This window comes from Bradyrhizobium icense (assembly GCF_001693385.1).
GTDB lineage: Bacteria > Pseudomonadota > Alphaproteobacteria > Rhizobiales > Xanthobacteraceae > Bradyrhizobium > Bradyrhizobium icense.
On record NZ_CP016428.1, the window covers coordinates 1,333,667 to 1,349,693 of the forward strand.

General features: G+C 63.0%; 15 protein-coding genes. 9 read left to right on the forward strand and 6 right to left on the reverse strand.

Features of this window, described 5'->3' with window-relative positions; translation table 11 throughout:
- Positions 1–122 precede the first annotated feature (122 nt).
- Positions 123–1,511, forward strand: coding sequence for a DUF4403 family protein (locus tag LMTR13_RS06360; RefSeq protein ID WP_065727142.1), 1,389 nt, complete (start codon positions 123–125; stop codon positions 1,509–1,511).
- 4 nt (positions 1,512–1,515) lie between these two features.
- On the forward strand, positions 1,516–2,730 hold the full coding sequence (locus LMTR13_RS06365; protein WP_236843290.1) for an alpha/beta fold hydrolase: 1,215 nt from the start codon (positions 1,516–1,518) through the stop codon (positions 2,728–2,730).
- 110 nt (positions 2,731–2,840) lie between these two features.
- Here the strand turns inward: LMTR13_RS06365 and LMTR13_RS06370 are convergent, their stop codons facing one another.
- The 3 genes from LMTR13_RS06370 to LMTR13_RS06380 all read right to left on the reverse strand — a co-directional run bounded on the left by LMTR13_RS06370 (position 2,841) and on the right by LMTR13_RS06380 (position 5,753).
- Entirely contained in the window at positions 2,841–3,686 is an 846-nt protein-coding gene (locus LMTR13_RS06370; protein ID WP_236843291.1) for an SIS domain-containing protein, read from the reverse strand.
- A 164-nt stretch (positions 3,687–3,850) separates the two neighbouring features.
- On the reverse strand, positions 3,851–4,795 hold the full coding sequence (locus LMTR13_RS06375) for an N-acetylmuramic acid 6-phosphate etherase (RefSeq protein WP_065727144.1): 945 nt from the start codon (positions 4,793–4,795) through the stop codon (positions 3,851–3,853).
- Between the two features lie 19 nt (positions 4,796–4,814).
- Positions 4,815–5,753 carry a glucosamine kinase nucleotide-binding domain-containing protein gene (locus LMTR13_RS06380; protein WP_065727145.1) on the reverse strand — a complete coding sequence of 313 codons (939 nt, stop codon included), beginning with the start codon at positions 5,751–5,753 and terminating at the stop codon, positions 4,815–4,817.
- A 118-nt stretch (positions 5,754–5,871) separates the two neighbouring features.
- Between LMTR13_RS06380 and nagA the strand changes: the two genes are divergently transcribed.
- The 3 genes from nagA (at position 5,872) to LMTR13_RS06395 (ending at position 9,606) form a co-directional block, all read left to right on the forward strand.
- Positions 5,872–7,053, forward strand: coding sequence for an N-acetylglucosamine-6-phosphate deacetylase (gene nagA / locus LMTR13_RS06385; RefSeq protein WP_065732475.1), 1,182 nt, complete (start codon positions 5,872–5,874; stop codon positions 7,051–7,053).
- The gene (locus LMTR13_RS06390) at positions 7,054–8,259 is read left to right on the forward strand and encodes an aspartate kinase (RefSeq protein ID WP_065727146.1); all 1,206 of its coding nucleotides are present in this window, start codon (positions 7,054–7,056) and stop codon (positions 8,257–8,259) included.
- 312 nt (positions 8,260–8,571) lie between these two features.
- A complete protein-coding gene (locus LMTR13_RS06395; protein ID WP_065727147.1) occupies positions 8,572–9,606 on the forward strand; it encodes an Rv1681 family radical SAM protein in 1,035 nt (344 codons plus the stop codon).
- Between the two features lie 21 nt (positions 9,607–9,627).
- Here LMTR13_RS06395 and LMTR13_RS06400 read toward each other — a convergent pair whose 3' ends face one another.
- Together LMTR13_RS06400 and LMTR13_RS06405 are read right to left on the reverse strand one after the other, a co-directional pair.
- Positions 9,628–10,467 carry a phosphate/phosphite/phosphonate ABC transporter substrate-binding protein gene (locus LMTR13_RS06400; RefSeq protein WP_083218786.1) on the reverse strand — a complete coding sequence of 280 codons (840 nt, stop codon included), beginning with the start codon at positions 10,465–10,467 and terminating at the stop codon, positions 9,628–9,630.
- Positions 10,468–10,544: 77 nt separating this feature from the next.
- Positions 10,545–11,690 carry an acyl-CoA dehydrogenase family protein gene (locus LMTR13_RS06405; RefSeq protein ID WP_065732476.1) on the reverse strand — a complete coding sequence of 382 codons (1,146 nt, stop codon included), beginning with the start codon at positions 11,688–11,690 and terminating at the stop codon, positions 10,545–10,547.
- A 381-nt stretch (positions 11,691–12,071) separates the two neighbouring features.
- Here LMTR13_RS06405 and LMTR13_RS06410 point away from each other — a divergent pair, with 381 nt between their 5' ends.
- Positions 12,072–12,776, forward strand: coding sequence for a TIGR04282 family arsenosugar biosynthesis glycosyltransferase (locus tag LMTR13_RS06410; protein ID WP_197521016.1), 705 nt, complete (start codon positions 12,072–12,074; stop codon positions 12,774–12,776).
- A 19-nt stretch (positions 12,777–12,795) separates the two neighbouring features.
- Here the strand turns inward: LMTR13_RS06410 and LMTR13_RS41510 are convergent, their stop codons facing one another.
- Entirely contained in the window at positions 12,796–13,008 is a 213-nt protein-coding gene (locus LMTR13_RS41510) for a hypothetical protein (RefSeq protein WP_197521017.1), read from the reverse strand.
- A gap of 45 nt (positions 13,009–13,053) precedes the next feature.
- Between LMTR13_RS41510 and LMTR13_RS06415 the strand changes: the two genes are divergently transcribed.
- The 3 genes from LMTR13_RS06415 to LMTR13_RS06425 are packed head-to-tail and all read left to right on the forward strand — an operon-like array spanning position 13,054 to position 15,988.
- Entirely contained in the window at positions 13,054–14,145 is a 1,092-nt protein-coding gene (locus LMTR13_RS06415) for an MptA/MptB family glycosyltransferase (RefSeq protein WP_197521018.1), read from the forward strand.
- A complete protein-coding gene (locus LMTR13_RS06420) occupies positions 14,142–15,224 on the forward strand; it encodes a radical SAM/SPASM domain-containing protein (RefSeq protein ID WP_065727151.1) in 1,083 nt (360 codons plus the stop codon). Before LMTR13_RS06415 ends, LMTR13_RS06420 begins: the two co-directional genes overlap by 4 nt.
- On the forward strand, positions 15,188–15,988 hold the full coding sequence (locus tag LMTR13_RS06425) for a glycosyltransferase family 2 protein (RefSeq protein WP_083218792.1): 801 nt from the start codon (positions 15,188–15,190) through the stop codon (positions 15,986–15,988). Before LMTR13_RS06420 ends, LMTR13_RS06425 begins: the two co-directional genes overlap by 37 nt.
- Positions 15,989–16,027 lie beyond the last annotated feature (39 nt).

The window sequence follows — 16,027 nt, forward strand, 5'->3', positions numbered from 1 at the left end:
GCTGGCGAGCGCACTGAGTGCCGACTGTGGTTCTGGTTTTTTCCTGAAGCTGGAGCACTAGGATGATTCATCCATCACGCACATATCAGCCGCAATACGATTCGATCGCGAATAGATCACGCATGGGCATAGCCAGCCTGGCCGCGCTCGCTCTTGGGGCGCTCCCGTCGATAGCGTTCGGCGCCGAAAAGCCGACGCTGAACCCGGACGCAGCAACGCCACTCGTAACGACTTCGCGCATCTCTGCGACGATCGAGTTCGGGCTGCCGGCTCTCGCTGCGGCGATCGAGCGGGATATTCCAAAGCGGCTTGCCACCATCGACGAACGTGTCAACTGCGTTCATCGTCGTGTTCTCATCTTCCGCATCAACGCCAATTGCGACGTCTGGGGTTTTGTCGACCGGACTAGCCCGGTCTCGCTGTATGGCCGGGGCGACCGCGTCTTCGGAGCGGTCTCCATACATGGCGCCGCCGAGGGCCAGGGAGCCAATCGCTTCACGGCGCGTATTCGCGGCGACACCGAGGCGAGCGCGACGATCGAGGTTGAAGCGCGCCCCGAGCTGCGGCGGGATGGGTCGCTCCAGCTAAACATCAGCGACTCCTTCCGCTGGAGCGAACATCCCTACCTTCACGTGCTCGGCCGCGAGGTTGACCTTGCGCCCTATGTCGAGCCCAACATCCGGACGCAACTGGGGCGCATCCGGTCGCGGGCGCTGGCGGCGGCGCGCGCACTCGATCTCCACGGCAAAGCCGAGACGGCGTGGCGTCACGCGTTTGAACCCATCAGACTCGCGGAGGATCCGCCGGTCTGGCTGCAGCTAACCCCGCAGAGCGCGGCTTTCGCGGGTGTCCGCGCCAATGCCAAGATATTGTGGGGATCGCTTGAACTTACCGGCTCCGCCGAAACCGTGATCGGGCAGCGGCCGCCAGCTGTCACGGTGACGGCCCTGCCGCCGCTCGGCACTGCGGTGGCCGAGCCGGGCACCTTCGATGTCATTCTTCCCGTCCGCATCAACTACGACGCGCTCAAGGACAAGATAAGTCAGGCGATCGGAGCCGTACCGGCGCAGGACACGTCCGTGCGCGAGATTCAGGTTTATCCGTCGTCGGGTAAACTCGTGATCGGCCTGCGCATCGCAAAGAGCTCGGACACCGATCCCAACGCGGGCCAATGGACCTATTTCTCCACCACGCCAAAAGTCGATACAAACAATAAGACCGTCGGCCTCTCCGAAATCGACCTGACAACTTCATCAGACGACAGCCAGATTGGAACTGCCGTGCAGCAGCTCGCGGCGCAACTGAAGAATGTCGCTAATCTCGACTACGGAATCTCCTACCAGAACCTGCTCATGGCGGCGAACGAACGCCTGACGCGCCCGCTGAAGGACGGCTTTCGCATGGAGGGCCGCCTCGACTCGGCAAGGCTCGAAAAGGTGCAGTTGCTGCGCGAAGGCATCCTGATTGCCGTTCATGCCAGCGGCGGTCTGAAGATACTTTACGGACTGTAAGCAGGTGAGCTGGACCACGCGATACTTCACCACCAATTTCTTTGGCCGCTGGCGGCGCAAATGGATGCCGAATGCGCTCGTCGCCGCGGCTGTTTTTGGCCTGGCGGGAATAGCGTCGGCCCAGACGACATTTTATGATGCGCCGGCATCGTTGCTCGCCGGTGCTCCGGGCAGCTTGGTGCGGCAGGAGCCGATGGACGGGGCTCCGCTCGGCGCCACCACCTATCGCGTGCTGTATCGGTCGACGGGGTTGAACGGCCGGCCGATCTTTGTATCCGGCGTCGTCATTGTTCCGCAAGCCGAGGCCCCGCCCGGCGGTCGTCCGATCGTTGCTTGGGCACATCCTACCTCGGGCATCGTCCCGCGCTGCGCGCCGTCGCTCGCCATTTTTCTGTTTCAGCAGATCCAGGGCCTTCGCTCGATGATCTCCCGTGGTTTCGTCGTGGCGGCGACTGACTATCCGGGGCTCGGCACGCCGGGCCCGCATCCTTATCTGGTGGGGGAGAGCGAAGGTCGCGCCGTGATCGATATCGTGCGCGCGGCGCGCTCCCTTCCCCGCGCAGGCGAGGGCAGGGACTTCACGGTGTGGGGACATTCGCAGGGCGGGCAAGCCGCGCTCTTCGCCGGGATGATTGCAAATGCCTACGCCCCTGAGCTGCGGCTTCTCGGCGTCGCCGCGGCGGCGCCGGCAACGGACCTCGCAAAGCTGATGAGCGACGATATCAACTCGATCGGCGGCAAGAACATCACGGCGATGACGCTATGGTCGTGGCACCGCGTCTACGGAGCCGTCATCGATAAGATCGTCGATCCGCGCGCCATGCCCGCGATTGACAGTCTGGCGCAAGAATGCATCGAAGGGCCTTTCGACCTGATCGTCAGGCAGAGAACAGGGAGGCCGCTCGAGCAATATTTTTTGACGGTGCAAGATCCGACCAAGGCCGAACCTTGGCGCTCGCTTCTCGAACAGAACAGCACCGGCGTGCTCTCCTCCGAGATCCCGATCTTTCTAGCGCAGGGGACCAATGACCAGATCATCCGGCCCGCGGTTACCCAGGCCTACATGGACAAGCTATGCAGGGCCGGCAGCAAGGTCAGGATGGTCTTGCTGCCCGGTATCGGGCACGGACGCGCCGCGCAAGCAAGCACGATGGCGGCGGTGAACTGGATGACTGACCGCTTTGCTGGGAAAATACCTCCGGACGATTGCGTCAGATAGGAGCTACGAAGGAATCGGCTATCTGCTCGATGGGCATAACAGCTTCGACTTCAATTGTAGCGTTCGGCGGTGCTCCAGCTTTCGGTCGCCAGCCAGCGATCAGGTAGCTATCAAAACGTCTCGGTAATCTTGCTCAGGCGAGGGGGACGATCCGGATCAAATCCGCAGGCGCGCGCCGTCTGCTCGATCATCCGATAGGCCGGCACGAGCATGGTGATCGGGTCGGTGGCGGGGTCATCTTCGGCCAACCAGGGCAGCGAGCCATGCGGTCCGCCGCACAGATGCAGCGCGATCTTTTGCTCGCGCAATTCTTCCGCCAGCGCATCCACCGTGGCCGCCGTTTCATCCATGAGGCGCATCATGACAACCGGTGTGCGCGATGATAACGCGGCGCGCGGCCCATGCTGCAACTCGGCGGCGCTCAGGCCAATGGAGGGCAGGCGCAGGATTTCCGAAAGCTTGAGCGCGATCTCCCGTGCCGAGCCCAGGCCCAGGCCCCGCGCCGCCACAAACACGGCTGACGCCTTGGCGAGATCGTCGGCAATCTTGCACCAGTCGAGCGCCAGCGCGCGGTGCAGGCGATCGGGCAGCCGGTCGAGGGCTGACCGCAGCGCACGGTCTTCCGCCAGCTCGGCAACAAGTCCGGCGCCAGCGGCCATCGAGCCGATCACGGTCTTGGTCGCCGCGACCGAGTGCTCTTGGCCTGCTTCGATCGGAACGACGAACTCCGCTTCGTCAGCCACCGGCGAGGAGGTCGCATTGACGATGGCGATGGTGCGGGCGCCCGCGGCGCGCGCCGACCTGGTCGCCGCGACAAGATCCGGGCTGCGCCCGGATTGCGAGATCACGATGAATAGCGCATGGCGCAGCATCAAGGGTGTGCGAAATGCCGTGATCACCGAAGGGGCGCTGGCCGAAACAGGAAGGCGAAGCCGCGTCTCGACCAGGTATCTCAAGAAAACCCCGGCATGGCCAGAGCTGCCTCGGCCGCACACGACGCATAGCGGGGCGGAGCCAATCCCTGCTCGCTGAGCGATGTCGCGCGTGGCGGCGCGGTTACGAACAATTTTGGCGACGACATCCGCGCTTTCCCCGATTTCGCTCGCCATCGCGGATGTCGTCACGGCTCAACCGCTCCGCCTTGCTTGCGCGGCGCCGCTCCCTTGGGATGCAGGTCACGATCCTTGGCGAGCTCGGCAAACACGCGCCGAAGGTTGCCGTCACAGTTTTTCAGAATGGTCTCGGCATCGACCCTGTCGACGCCCAGCGCCAGAAGGCCTGCCGTCTTGATGTCTCCCTCGGCCTGCTCAAGCGAGCGTGCCGCGTGCGACGGATCGCAATGCGCGATTTGCGCCACCATGGCCTCGGCGCGCCGCTTCAGCTTGGCATTGGTCGGCTGCATGTTCACCATCATGCCGCGATACACCCGGCCAAGGCGCAGCATGATCCCTGAGGAGATCAGGTTGAGCACAATCTTCTGCGCGGTGCCCGCCTTCATCCGCGTGGAGCCGGCGATCAGCTCGCGGCCGGTCTCGATCAGAATAGGAAACTTTGCCGATTCCAGCAGTGCGGTGCCGGGATTGTTGGCGACACCGATCGTCACGGCACCGAAAGAGCCTGCCTGCTGCAGCGCCGCGACCGTGAATGGCGTTGTCCCGCTGGCGGCAACGGCGATCACCACGTCGTGCGCTGTAAGCCGAGCGGCCTTGATCTGCGCGACTGCATCATCGACATCATCCTCCGCGCCCTCGATGCTGGTGACGAACGCGCTGTCTCCGCCGGCGACGATGAAGCGGACGCGCTCGCTGGGCCAGGCGAAGGTCGGCGTCAGCTCGGCGCCGTCCTGGACCGCCACGCGGCCCGAGGTGCCGGCGCCGACATACACAATGCGTCCGCGATCGCCCAGCGCTGCCTTGGCCGCTTCGGTCGCCGCAGTGATCGCGGGAAGGGCATGGCCGATCGCCGCGACTGCCGCAAGTTGGCCCTCCCACATCGCTTCCATCGCTGACGTCAGCGGCCATGCATCAAGATCGGCAAAGCGGGGATCGACTTCTTCGGTGGCCATATAGTTGATCCATGCGCCATCAAACGCGGAACTTTGAAGCCTGTTCATGGTCAGCTTCTCTCTCGGGCAGTTCTCTCTTGGGCAGGTCGAGCCGCCCTCGCGCCACCAGCAGCGCGCCGGCCGCCGCGTCGGCGTCAGGACACCTCAGGCGGGCACGCAGGTCAGGTGTCAGCCAGGGCGTAATGGCGTCCGCGAGCCCGCCGACCAGCGAGAGCCGGTCAATTCCTCTCGCCAGGAACAGATCGAGCAGATCGCCAATGGCATCGGCCGCGCGTTCCACAATACGGCGGCCGACCGGATCGCCCTGATTGGCGTGCCGCATCACGATCGGCGCGAACGCGGCGTAGTCTGTGGCCCTGGCTTCTTCAGACCAGGCCACCGCCTGATAAGGATCATGATCGAATGCGCCCATCACCTCTGAAAGCAATGGGGTCAGCTCGCCGCGGCGATCGGCGGCCCGCAGCGCCAGTCGAACAACCTGCAGGCCGATGTCGGCACCGCTGCCTTCGTCCGACACGGGAAAGCCGTAGCCGGCGAGACGGATCTCACGGCCGTCGATCAGGCCGACGCCCACCGAGCCTGTGCCGGCTACCACGATGGCCCCGTCCGCGCCGCTATGGGCGCCGAGACAGGCCGCCAGGCCGTCGCTGATGAAGATGACGGACGCAAAGGGATGCGCGATCTTGTTGAGTGCCGCTTCCGCGCCCCGGCGACCAAGGCCGGCAAGGCCAATTCCGGCGTGCATCCGCGCGAAATCCTCGCCCGTCAGTCCGGCCTGTGCGGCTGCCGCTTCGGTGGCCTCCATGATGGACCGCCAGGCCTTCTCGAAGCCAATCCGCGTCGTGGCAGGCCCCGAGCTCGCTGCACCGAGCACCCTGCCGTTTTCGTCCTCGATCCGGGCGCGGCAGCGGGTTCCGCCACCATCAATGCCGAGATACGTGGTATCTTTTGTTCCCATGGAAAGTTAACGCGAAGGTTTCGCTCCGGGTCCTCCCAAAGTCCTATGGTGTACATATGAAGTCTTGCACGGGGACTCGCCTCACGAGTCCGTGACTGCCATTCTCGGATCAATGCTGATGGGCCACGCTGGTTCTTGCTCTCTGACGATTGCCGCGCAGCACATCTTCGATGGTGCCGAGATGCGCGGGCCGCGGTCGGTCAGGATCTCGCAGGGGCGGATTGAAAGCATCACCTCCGGCGAGGCGGAGGCGGGCGCCTCAATCCGCCTTCCCGCAGACGCGATCCTTGCACCCGGATTCATCGACATCCAGGTGAACGGAGGCGGGGGCGTTCTTCTCAACGACCAGCCAACGGAGGCTGGCGTTCGACGCATCGTTGAGGCGCACCGCAAGGAGGGGACCACGGGCTGCTTGCCGACCCTCATCACCGATCGCAGCGAGGTCATCGAGCGATTGGCCGTAGCAGCCGAGGCTTGTCTGAAGATTCCCGGCGTTCTCGGCTTTCATCTGGAAGGACCGGCCCTCAACAGGTCTCGCAAGGGTATTCATCCGGAAGCCGAGATCCGCGTGCCCGATCGGCGCGATCTCGCCGCGATCAAAAGTTTTGGAGGCCGCGGCCGCTCCATTGTGACGTTGGCCCCGGAATGCGTGCCCGCGTCCATGATCGATGAATTGATCGGCGCCGGATTGCGTATCGCGGCCGGCCATAGCGACGCCACCGCCGCCGAAATCGGGCACGCGGTCGATCGCGGTGTCTCGGGGGTGACCCATCTGTTCAATGCCATGTCGCAATTGAACGCCCGGGAGCCGGGCTTGGTGGGCGCCGCGCTTGAAGATAACCGGCTGTTTGCAGGGATCATCTGCGACGGCATCCACGTTGACCGCGCCGGTTTGCGTGTTGCCTTCCGCAGCAAGGGACGCGATCGATTGATGCTGGTCACAGATGCCATGCCACTGGCGGGCACGAACGACCGGCAATTCATGCTGCAAGGAAGGCAGATCACGTTGCACGAAAATCGCCTGACTGGCCCCGATGGCACGCTCGCGGGCGCTCACCTCACCATGATCGAGGCGGTGCGCAACGCTGTTGCGCTGTTCGGAATCTCCCTCGTCGATGCCCTCATCATGGCCTCGCGGACGCCGGCGGCATTTCTGGGCCTTGAGTCCGAGCTTGGACGGATCGCGCCGGGATACCGCGCCGACCTTGTCGCCTTCAATCCGAACTTTGATGTCGTCGGCACATGGATAGGCGGTATCGGTTCGATGGGCGAGGCGAGCGAGGCTTCTCACCGAGGTTAGATGCACAACCACCATTCCATCATCGTGCAAAAATATGGCGGTGTCTGCCTTGAAACACCGGAGAAAATTCGCGCGGTCGCGCGCAGTCTCGCCGACCTGCATGGCCGTGGTCATCGTGTGGTGGCGATCGTCTCCGCCATGGGCAGGACCACCGACCAATTGATCGAGATGGCTTACCAGGTAAGCCCGACGCCCAATCGCCGTGAACTCGACATGCTGCTGACGACCGGCGAGCGCATCAGCATGTCCCTGATGAGCATGGCGCTTTCCGATCTCGGCGTGCCCGCGATCAGCTTCACGGGCAGCCAAGCCGGCGTGATGACCGACGGCTCCCATTCCTCCGCACGCATTCTGGACGTACGTCCCCTTCGCGTGCGTGAGGAACTTGATCGAGGGCGCGTTGTGGTGCTGGCAGGATTCCAGGGCGTGAACCCGACGACCCGGGAAATCACCACGCTCGGCCGGGGCGGCAGCGACACCACGGCCGTTGCGATGGCCGCGGCGCTGAAGGCCGAACGCTGTGAAATCATCAAAGAGGTCGACGGAATTTGTTCGGCCGATCCGCGCATCGTGCCGGATGCGAAGCCCCTGCGGCGCGTGGACTTCGCATCGCTGTCCGAAATGTGCTTCTGGGGTGCAAAGATCCTGCATTTCCGCAGCGTAGAGCTGGCGCAAAGTCAGGATGTGCCCCTGGTTCTCACGCAGTGGGGCGGCGTTGAACACAGCACGCAAGTGATGAAAGAGGTTGCAGGCATGGAAAACGGAAAGGTTCTGGCCGTCAACTCGATGGCCCGCATTGAGCATGTGGAAATCGATTCCAATGATCTCAATCACGGTTTCGAGAAATTCGCGCAGCATCTCAAGCAAAACAGCCTGTCCTGGCCGCAGCTTCTGGCATCACACTTCACCGCGGGAAAAACCAGCATGACTGTGGCGTGCGATTCGGAGTGGCTCGACGCCCTGTTGCGCACGCTGGAGCAAAGCCAGGATCTGCGCAAGCAGCGCGAGGCTTCAAGCTCGGTCAGTCTCACCTGCTTCGGCGGCGTTTCGTCGGAATTGCCGTTCAGGGCGTTACAGGTTCTCGGACATCACGGGATTGTCCCCGACAGTTACGTGTTGTCGCCGCATTCGGTCAGTCTGCTTGTCCCTGTGGAGAGCCGGGAGGCCGCAGTTAAGGCGTTGCATTCCCTTGTCCAGCAAACATAGCTTCGAGAAGCGGCAGGGATCGCTCGCTTCGCTTTTCGAGAGAATTTTGCTGGCTTGCCGAGCCGTAGCTCGCGCGCCAGGAAGCTTCGCCTTCGGCTCCGGCGCGGCAGCCTTCACTCGCTTCGCGAGCGAAGGCTGGTGGGCCCGGCAGGACTCGAACCTGCAACCAGACCGTTATGAGCGGATGGAACAAGCACGCGATTGTTGATTTTGCTGCATTTTCGTTGGAAGCTGATCGTGTTCGTTGCGTTCTGGTGAGATTGTTTCTGGAGCGAAGCCGGTGCGATAGTTCAGAGGACTGAGGACTTATGCATGAGGGCGAGCGCGAACGTTGAACTCGATGCCGGCAGCAAGACATTTGCCTCGGGTCTCCTGCCGGATTTGATAGCCGCATTACGCCGTAGCCGTAAGGGCGATCTGGTGGCGGTGATCAGCGGCGATCCACGTATCGGCCCCGAGCTCGAGGCATGGTGTCGCTTCACCCGCAACAGTTTGGTCGACACGGCAGTCGAAGACGGCCGCACGCGATGGGTGCTTCGGTACGGAGAGGCTCCCGAGAATGTGGGGGAAGATCGGCCTGTCGGTTCTCGATTATGGCTTTACACCAACTTCGATTGTAACCTGAGCTGCGACTATTGCTGCGTGCGCTCGTCACCCAAAGCTCCGCGGCGTGCTCTTGGTATCGAGCGGGTACGACGGATCGCAATCGAGGCCGCGGAACTCGGCGTCAGGGAGATTTTTGTCACCGGCGGGGAGCCGTTCATGCTGCCGGATATTGGCGATATCCTTGCGGCGTGCGCGGCGGCGGCACCGACCACGGTCCTCACCAACGGTATGCTGTTTGCCGGACGTCGGCTCGAAACGCTGCGCTCATTACCGCGCGAGCGCGTAACCCTGCAGATCAGTCTTGATAGTCCAACCCCGGAGCGCCACGAAAGCCATCGGGGGAAGGGGACATGGGCGCGTACCTGGAAGGGGATCGAGCGGGCCCGCGCCGAAGGATTCCGCGTGCGGTTGGCGGCGACAGTGTCAACCGACGCGGAGGCCGAAGAGTTTCGCAGCTTCCTTGACGCCCATCACGTCAGCGAGGAGAACCGGGTGATCAGGCGAATTGCGCTGCGAGGCGCCGCTACACGGGGCGTCGCTGTGGCAAGGGCAGACTTGGTGCCAGAGGTGACAATTACCGCCGAGGGCGTGTTCTGGCATCCTGTTGGAGCCGAGGATAACGACCTGCTGGTCAGCGGCGAAATCTTTCCGCTCGCCGAATCCTTCGCAGCCGTGCGCCACGCCTTCTATCGCGAATCTGAACATCAGCGCCGGTTGGCAACGATTTTCAACTGCGCCTGATGCGATCGAGGAGCGTGCGTTTTACGGCCGCTGCAAAAACCCCTGCTGCGCCGACGCTTCCCGCAGTGACGCATATGCGTCAAGCTGTGGCGCGACCCATTGGCGCAACCCTTCCGCCTCGAGCACGGAACGATGGGTCGGGTTATCGAAGCTCATGGCGAAGAGGGCCTTGGCAAACTGCTGCTCCAGCGCCGGGTCGAGATCGGACCGAGCTGTGAACATGCAGTGGTTGAAGGGCGGCGAACTCCATATCTCCGTTAGCGCACCTTCCGGCACCAGGCGCTGGGCGCGTACGGCATCCCAGAAGGGGCTGCCGATGGCGCCGGCATCGGCGCGGCCGTCGAGCACCGCACGAACCACCTCGGACTCGCTCGTCCCGGTATCACCGTGCTTGCCGACGTCGCTGTTGAAGCGCAGCGTTCGATAGTCCTTCCCCTCAGCCATCCCGTCGCGCCCGAGAAAATACACTGGGAGGATAGCCGCATGGCCACTGTCGCGGCTACCGAGCGCGAGGGTGCGGTTCTTCAGATCGGCAAGCTTGGCGACGGGTCCACCGGTTACCGCGACGATCTTGGTCATCCATCCCACATCGGTGTCGCGCATCGCGATGGGTCGGCAACGCCGATCGCTCCACGCCTCGGACTGGATAAAAGCGAGGTTCGTATTCCATCCGATGTCGATGCGCGGCAGCGCATCGCCAGGCAGGGCAAGGAGGGCCGCGACTTGGGCCTCGTAGCTCTGGAACAGCACCACCTCGACGGGGAGATGCGCTTCCTCGTGAAAGTACCGCCGCATCCCCTCCCAGATACTGACCACCTTTGGATCATATGCGACCGCACCCAACCAGATCGTCCGGGTCATGATGGCTCCATCTGTCGCGCTTGAAGTTCAGATACGATCAATTCGCCTGCCGAAGTTTCCGAACGCGTCGCCGCGTTTCAGAACAACGGTATTCCCAAGATGGCCTTGCCGATGAAATCGCGCAGAACATCGCCCGTCGGCGCCATGACAGCGCCGGCATGGGCATCGCGGAACAACCGCTCGATGGCCAGATGTTTGGAGAACGCCGCGCCTCCGCACACCCGCATCGCCGTCGAGGTGACGGCGATGGCGACCTCACCTGCCGCCGCCTTGCTTTCGAGCACGCGCAGCATGGTGGTATCGCGGGGACGCTCAAGGTGATCGACGAGATCGTCGATGCGCGCCGCAAGCCCGTCCGTGTCGATCTGCATCGTCGCTAGTTGGGCGCGGAGCGTCTGCAGGCTCTCGCCGAGGGTCTGGCCCAAATGATCGAAGCGCGCGCTGTTGAGATGAGACGCTGTGCCCGCGACTGCGGCCCGGCAAAGGCCCAGCGCGACCGCCGAGGTTCCGAGGTTGAACAGCGGAAGCACGACCTCCAGCATCGCCTTGAAGCCAGCGCCGTCATCCGTCAGTTGGAGGCCGGGTGCAATCTCGCAATCTTCGAGGATCATCGGCGCGGAAGCATTGGCCCGCATCCCGAGACCATCCCATGGGCCGGCGACCGACAGCCCGGGCGTGTCGCTGGCGACGAGATAGAGCGTCGAATCCGTCGCAGTCTTGCCTTCGGGAGACAGCGCCGAGACGACGTAGCTTTGTGCGTGACCCGCGCTCGTCACAAATGATTTTTTCGCCGTGAGATGCACGTTGGCGGCGTTGCGCTCTGCTCGCGAAACCGGCGCCCAGAAGTGACTGCGCGATCCGGCTTCGCTGAATGCCAGCGTGGTCAGGTGTCTTCCTGCCGAAATGTCCCTTAGCGTCGGCGCGACGGTGGCCCCTTGGCGGGCCGCCGCAATCGTCGCGGTAGCGCACACGTGCATCAGATAGACCATCGCCGCTGACGCGTCCGCTTCCGCAAACGTCGTGATGACAGAAGCGAGGGTCCGCGGTCCCAGGGCCGCGCCGCCTACCTCGGCGGGCAGCATGAGCCCCAGCAATCCTGCCGGCCCGAGCGCTGCGATGGCCTCGGACGAAAATCGCCCTTCCTTGTCGTTTTGCCTGGCCGCCGGCGCGAGGATGCGATCGGCGATCTCCTTGGCATTCGAAACTGCAGTCGCGTGATCCATGACGACCCTCGACATCCAGGAGCTGACCACTGGGTTCGAAAACGTCGAACCCGCTCTGTGCTACCAATGCTATGCGAGCCGCACCAAGGGATCAACACGATCAGCTCTGGGCATGGCAATCTGTTGCCATGCCAGCAGCAGGTGCGGGGCTAGGTAACTACGTTCTTCAAAGCCGTTTTGTTACGTCACTCGGAGTTTTTTTTACATCGACCACCCGACTCTTCGAACCGTACCCAGCGGGCGGCGCTTGCCCGCTGCCGAGTGGAACGCTACCAATGACCAGCAAGGGCGTAACGAGGTCTGCCTGGTAATGGCAATCAATGATGACGACCCGCTGCAATTGATCGCGATCGCCGATCCCCCGCGATTCCGGTTGCTGCCGTGAGCTGCGCAGCGATCGGAATCATTGGCAAGGCGCCGCAACCCGGCCGCTCGAAGACGCGGCTTGCGACGGCCATTGGTGCCACCGCCGCTTCCGAGTTGTCTGCCTGTTTTCTGCGCGACGTCGCCGCAGCGATCGAGGCGGTGCCCGAGGCGCTCGGCAGGCGCGGCTACGGTGTCTATGCCCCGGCAGGAGCCGAGGACATCATGCGGCAGCTACTCCCGGCAGAATTCGGACTGTTGTTACAGGTCGGCGACGATCTCGGACACGTGCTGATCGGTGCGGCGCGTGCGCTCCTGGACGCCGGACATGACTGCGTCCTGCTCGTCAATGGCGACAGCCCCACCTTGCCGCCTCGTTTCCTTGCGCGGGCGATCGAAGCCCTGCGCGAGCCCGGTGATCGGATGGTGCTCGGGCCGGCGAGCGACGGCGGCTACTATCTCATTGGGCTGAAGCAGCCGCATCAGCGGCTATTCACGCGCATCGCATGGGGAACGGAAACCGTTGCCCGCAGCACATGTGACCGAGCCGCCGAGATTGGCCTTGCCACGATGCTGCTTCCGGAATGGTACGACGTCGACGATATCGAGACCTTGGGTTGGCTGCAGGAGGAACTCGCCGGCGCTTCGACTCGCTTTCGTGCAGGTGGATTTGCCCCCGCGAGCCGGGCCTTTCTCAAGGCCGGGCCCCAGACCAGCCCGTGAACTGATGGCCGGGAACATTTCAAATCAACCCGGTCGACTGGCGCGCGCCGCCAAGCATGTTTCGCCGCTTCATCTCTTGGCTGGCATCGGTGTCACCATCGTCGGCATGACCCTCGTGACGCCCTTTGCCTTCCAGACTCTCGGTGACAATGCCTTCATCGCGCTGACCATCCCAGCGGGTCTCTTGACGCTTGCTGCGACGGACCTCGCCGGGCGCGCTCCGCAGAAACACGCGCTCTGGCTCGTGTTTGGATGTGCGATCATTCTGAGAGGCTATTTGCTGCTGTTCGATCCGCTCCTGTCCAGTGACATCTATCGCTATGTCTGGGACGGCAGGGTTCAGGCCGCGGGCATCAACCCTTTCCGCTATTTCCCGGCCGACGAGACGCTTGCATTTCTGCGCGACGGGGCGATCTTCCCCCATATCAACCGGGCCGATACGGCCGTCACCATCTATCCGCCGGTGGCGCAATTTTTCTTCCTCCTTGTCACGCGGCTAGGCGAAAACGTGACAGTGATGCGTCTCGCGCTGCTCGGGTGCGAAGCCGTGACCGTGACGCTGATCATGCTCTTGCTGCAGCGAACGAACCGCCCGGTGACGCGCGTGGTCGCCTATCTCTGGCATCCGCTTCCCCTGTGGGAGATCGCCAACAACGGCCACGTGGACGCGCTGATGGTTGCGCTGATGATGCTTGGCCTATGGATCGCCTTGACCGGCCGTGCGCTCCTGGGAGCGGTCGTGATTGCGCTTTCGATACTGGTGAAACCCTATGTTGCGCCGGCGCTGGCCGGAATCTGGCGACCATGGGACTTAAAGATGCCGCTCGTCGTGATCGCGGTCATTGCGCTCTGTTATCTTCCCTATTTGTCCGTCGGGTGGGACGTTCTCGGATTCCTGACCAAGGGCTATCTGACGGAACAAGGCATCAGTGCCGGCAACGATCTTTGGCTCTTGTCGCTATGGCGGGTTGTGTTTGGCGAGCATCAAGGTGATGTTGTCGCTTACGTCGTATTGGCTGCGCTGGTACTTGTGTTCAAGGGGCTGTCTGTGGCGCGCCGCTCGGATCGCGCCACGGTCTGCCGTCTTGCCGACATCAACATGCTGTTACTCGTCGCCCTCCTGTTGTTGTCGCCTAACTATCCCTGGTATTTTCTCGCCATCACGCCGTTCGTTGCCCTGTGCGGCTCAGCGCCAACATGGGTTGTGTCGATTGGCGCGCTGTTATTGTCCGAGCAACTGGACTGGGATTTCTACATTCCAAGAATGGTCACCAAGTCGATTCTGTTCGGAGGTCTTTTGCTGGCTTTGGCGTTTACCGCCTTAAGGAGCCGCATGCAGCGGATGTCAGACGAAGGGTTATCGCGATGATCCTCTCCGGCGAAGCGACAAGGACAGGTACGCAGCCCTTCGATCCGCGCCGCTATCACGAGTCGGTCACGGCCGAGCGTACCGAGATCGCACAGCGTCCGCCGGTTTGCCTTTACCTGGAAGTGACCAACCGCTGCAATCTGCTGTGCACCACCTGTCCTCGGACCTATGAGGAGCTTGAACCGCCGGCCGATATGAGCTGGGACCTGTTCACGTCGATTGTCGATCAGGTACCCGCTCTTGCGCGCGCAGTTCTGCACGGCGTCGGCGAGCCGATGCTGGTCGCGAACCTGCCCCGGATGGTGAGACACCTGAAGGACCGCGGCGTCTACGTACTGTTTAATACCAATGGCACGGCCCTCAGTGAGCGCAATGGCCGTGCGTTGATCGATGCCGGGCTGGATGAACTGCGTGTGTCGCTCGACGCGTCGAACCGCGAGAGCTTCAAGGCAATCCGCGGCAGGGATTATTTCGGCCGCATCATCCGCAATGTGCGCGCGTTTCGCGAACTGCAGGAAAGAGAAGGACATGCCAGCCCGCTGGTTTCCATGTGGCTCACTGGCCTGAAGGAGACCGTCGCGGAACTCCCGGCATTTGTGAAAGTTGCAGCCGAGATCGGTGTCAGGGAGGTCTATCTGCAACGGCTTGTGTTCTTCGCTGAATCGGCCATCGGCAAGGCGCGTCCGGATCAGGCCTTGTTCGAACGCCTGACGCAGGAGGAAGCGGTCTATCTGAAGCAGGCTGAGGAACTGGCGCGGTCCCTTGGCGTAACCTTCAGTGCGTCGGGCGCCGCGAGCGAGCCGGAGTTGAGTTTGAAGGGCAGTGCCGACGGTTCGCCGTGGTCGTTGTGCCGGCGGCCATGGTCGCTGATGTATTTCACGGCCAATGGCCGGGCCTTGCCGTGCTGTATCGCGCCGTTTTCGCAGCATGGCTATGACAACTATACGCTCGGCCATGCCGGGCAGCAGTCCTTGCGGGATATCTGGAACGGGCCCGCGTACCGGGACTTTCGTGAGGCGCTCCTTTCGGACAAGCCACCTGAATGCTGCGCCAATTGCGGGCTGCGCTGGAGCCTGTGAACGAGGTGACCCACGAGATCGGCGAGAAGTGGCCTGCGTCGGGCCGCCCGCCCATCGTTTCTGCGATCATTCCGTGCCTCGACGAGGAAGCGGCGATCGGCCAGGTCGTAACCGGGGCGCTGGCGCAGAATGTGAGCGAAGTCGTCATTGTCGATGGGGGCTCGCGGGATCGTACCGCCGAGCGGGCAGAAGCCGCCGGAGCTCGCGTGATTGTCGAGCCGCGCCGCGGCTATGGTCGCGCCATCCAGGTGGGCATCGCCGCTGTGCGCGATGACGCCGACATTCTCGTCTTCCTCGATGGCGACGGCAGCGATCCTGCGGAATTCATCTCTAAGCTGGTGTCGCCGATCGTCGCCGGGCAGGCCGTCTTCGTTCTCGGCTCGCGCGTTCGCGGTTCACGTGAGCCAGGCAGCCTGACACCGCAGCAGCTCCTCGCGGCCCATGTCGGCAGGCTGCTTCTGCGCCTCGTCTATGGCGCGAGCTTTACCGACCTGTCGCCATTTCGCGCCATCCGCCGGGATGAACTCAGACGTCTCGGCATGAAGGAAGAGACATATGGCTGGAACCTGGAAATGCTGATGCGGGTCGCGGCCGCCCGCCTTCCGGCCATGGAAATCGCCGTTGGGCAGCGGCGCCGGATCGGTGGCGTATCGAAGGTCTCCGGCAATCTCATCGCCGGCGTCAAGGCGGCCTGGTCCATTTCGACGACGTTTGTTCGCCTTGCGCTCGAACTGCGACACCCGCAACCTCCAGGCCATAGCTGATACCGCTAGCTTGAATCGATCTGGGACTAAACCAAAACT

Coding starts and splice junctions, on each gene's coding strand:
- LMTR13_RS06360 (WP_065727142.1), top strand. CDS start 123: ATGGGCATAGCCAGCCTGGCCGCGCTCGCTCTTGGGGCGCTCCCGTCG.
- LMTR13_RS06375 (WP_065727144.1), bottom strand. CDS start 4,795: ATGGCCACCGAAGAAGTCGATCCCCGCTTTGCCGATCTTGATGCATGG.
- LMTR13_RS06380 (WP_065727145.1), bottom strand. CDS start 5,753: ATGGGAACAAAAGATACCACGTATCTCGGCATTGATGGTGGCGGAACC.
- nagA (WP_065732475.1), top strand. CDS start 5,872: ATGGGCCACGCTGGTTCTTGCTCTCTGACGATTGCCGCGCAGCACATC.
- LMTR13_RS06390 (WP_065727146.1), top strand. CDS start 7,054: ATGCACAACCACCATTCCATCATCGTGCAAAAATATGGCGGTGTCTGC.
- LMTR13_RS06395 (WP_065727147.1), top strand. CDS start 8,572: ATGAGGGCGAGCGCGAACGTTGAACTCGATGCCGGCAGCAAGACATTT.
- LMTR13_RS06400 (WP_083218786.1), bottom strand. CDS start 10,467: ATGACCCGGACGATCTGGTTGGGTGCGGTCGCATATGATCCAAAGGTG.
- LMTR13_RS06405 (WP_065732476.1), bottom strand. CDS start 11,690: ATGGATCACGCGACTGCAGTTTCGAATGCCAAGGAGATCGCCGATCGC.
- LMTR13_RS06420 (WP_065727151.1), top strand. CDS start 14,142: ATGATCCTCTCCGGCGAAGCGACAAGGACAGGTACGCAGCCCTTCGAT.
- LMTR13_RS06425 (WP_083218792.1), top strand. CDS start 15,188: ATGCTGCGCCAATTGCGGGCTGCGCTGGAGCCTGTGAACGAGGTGACC.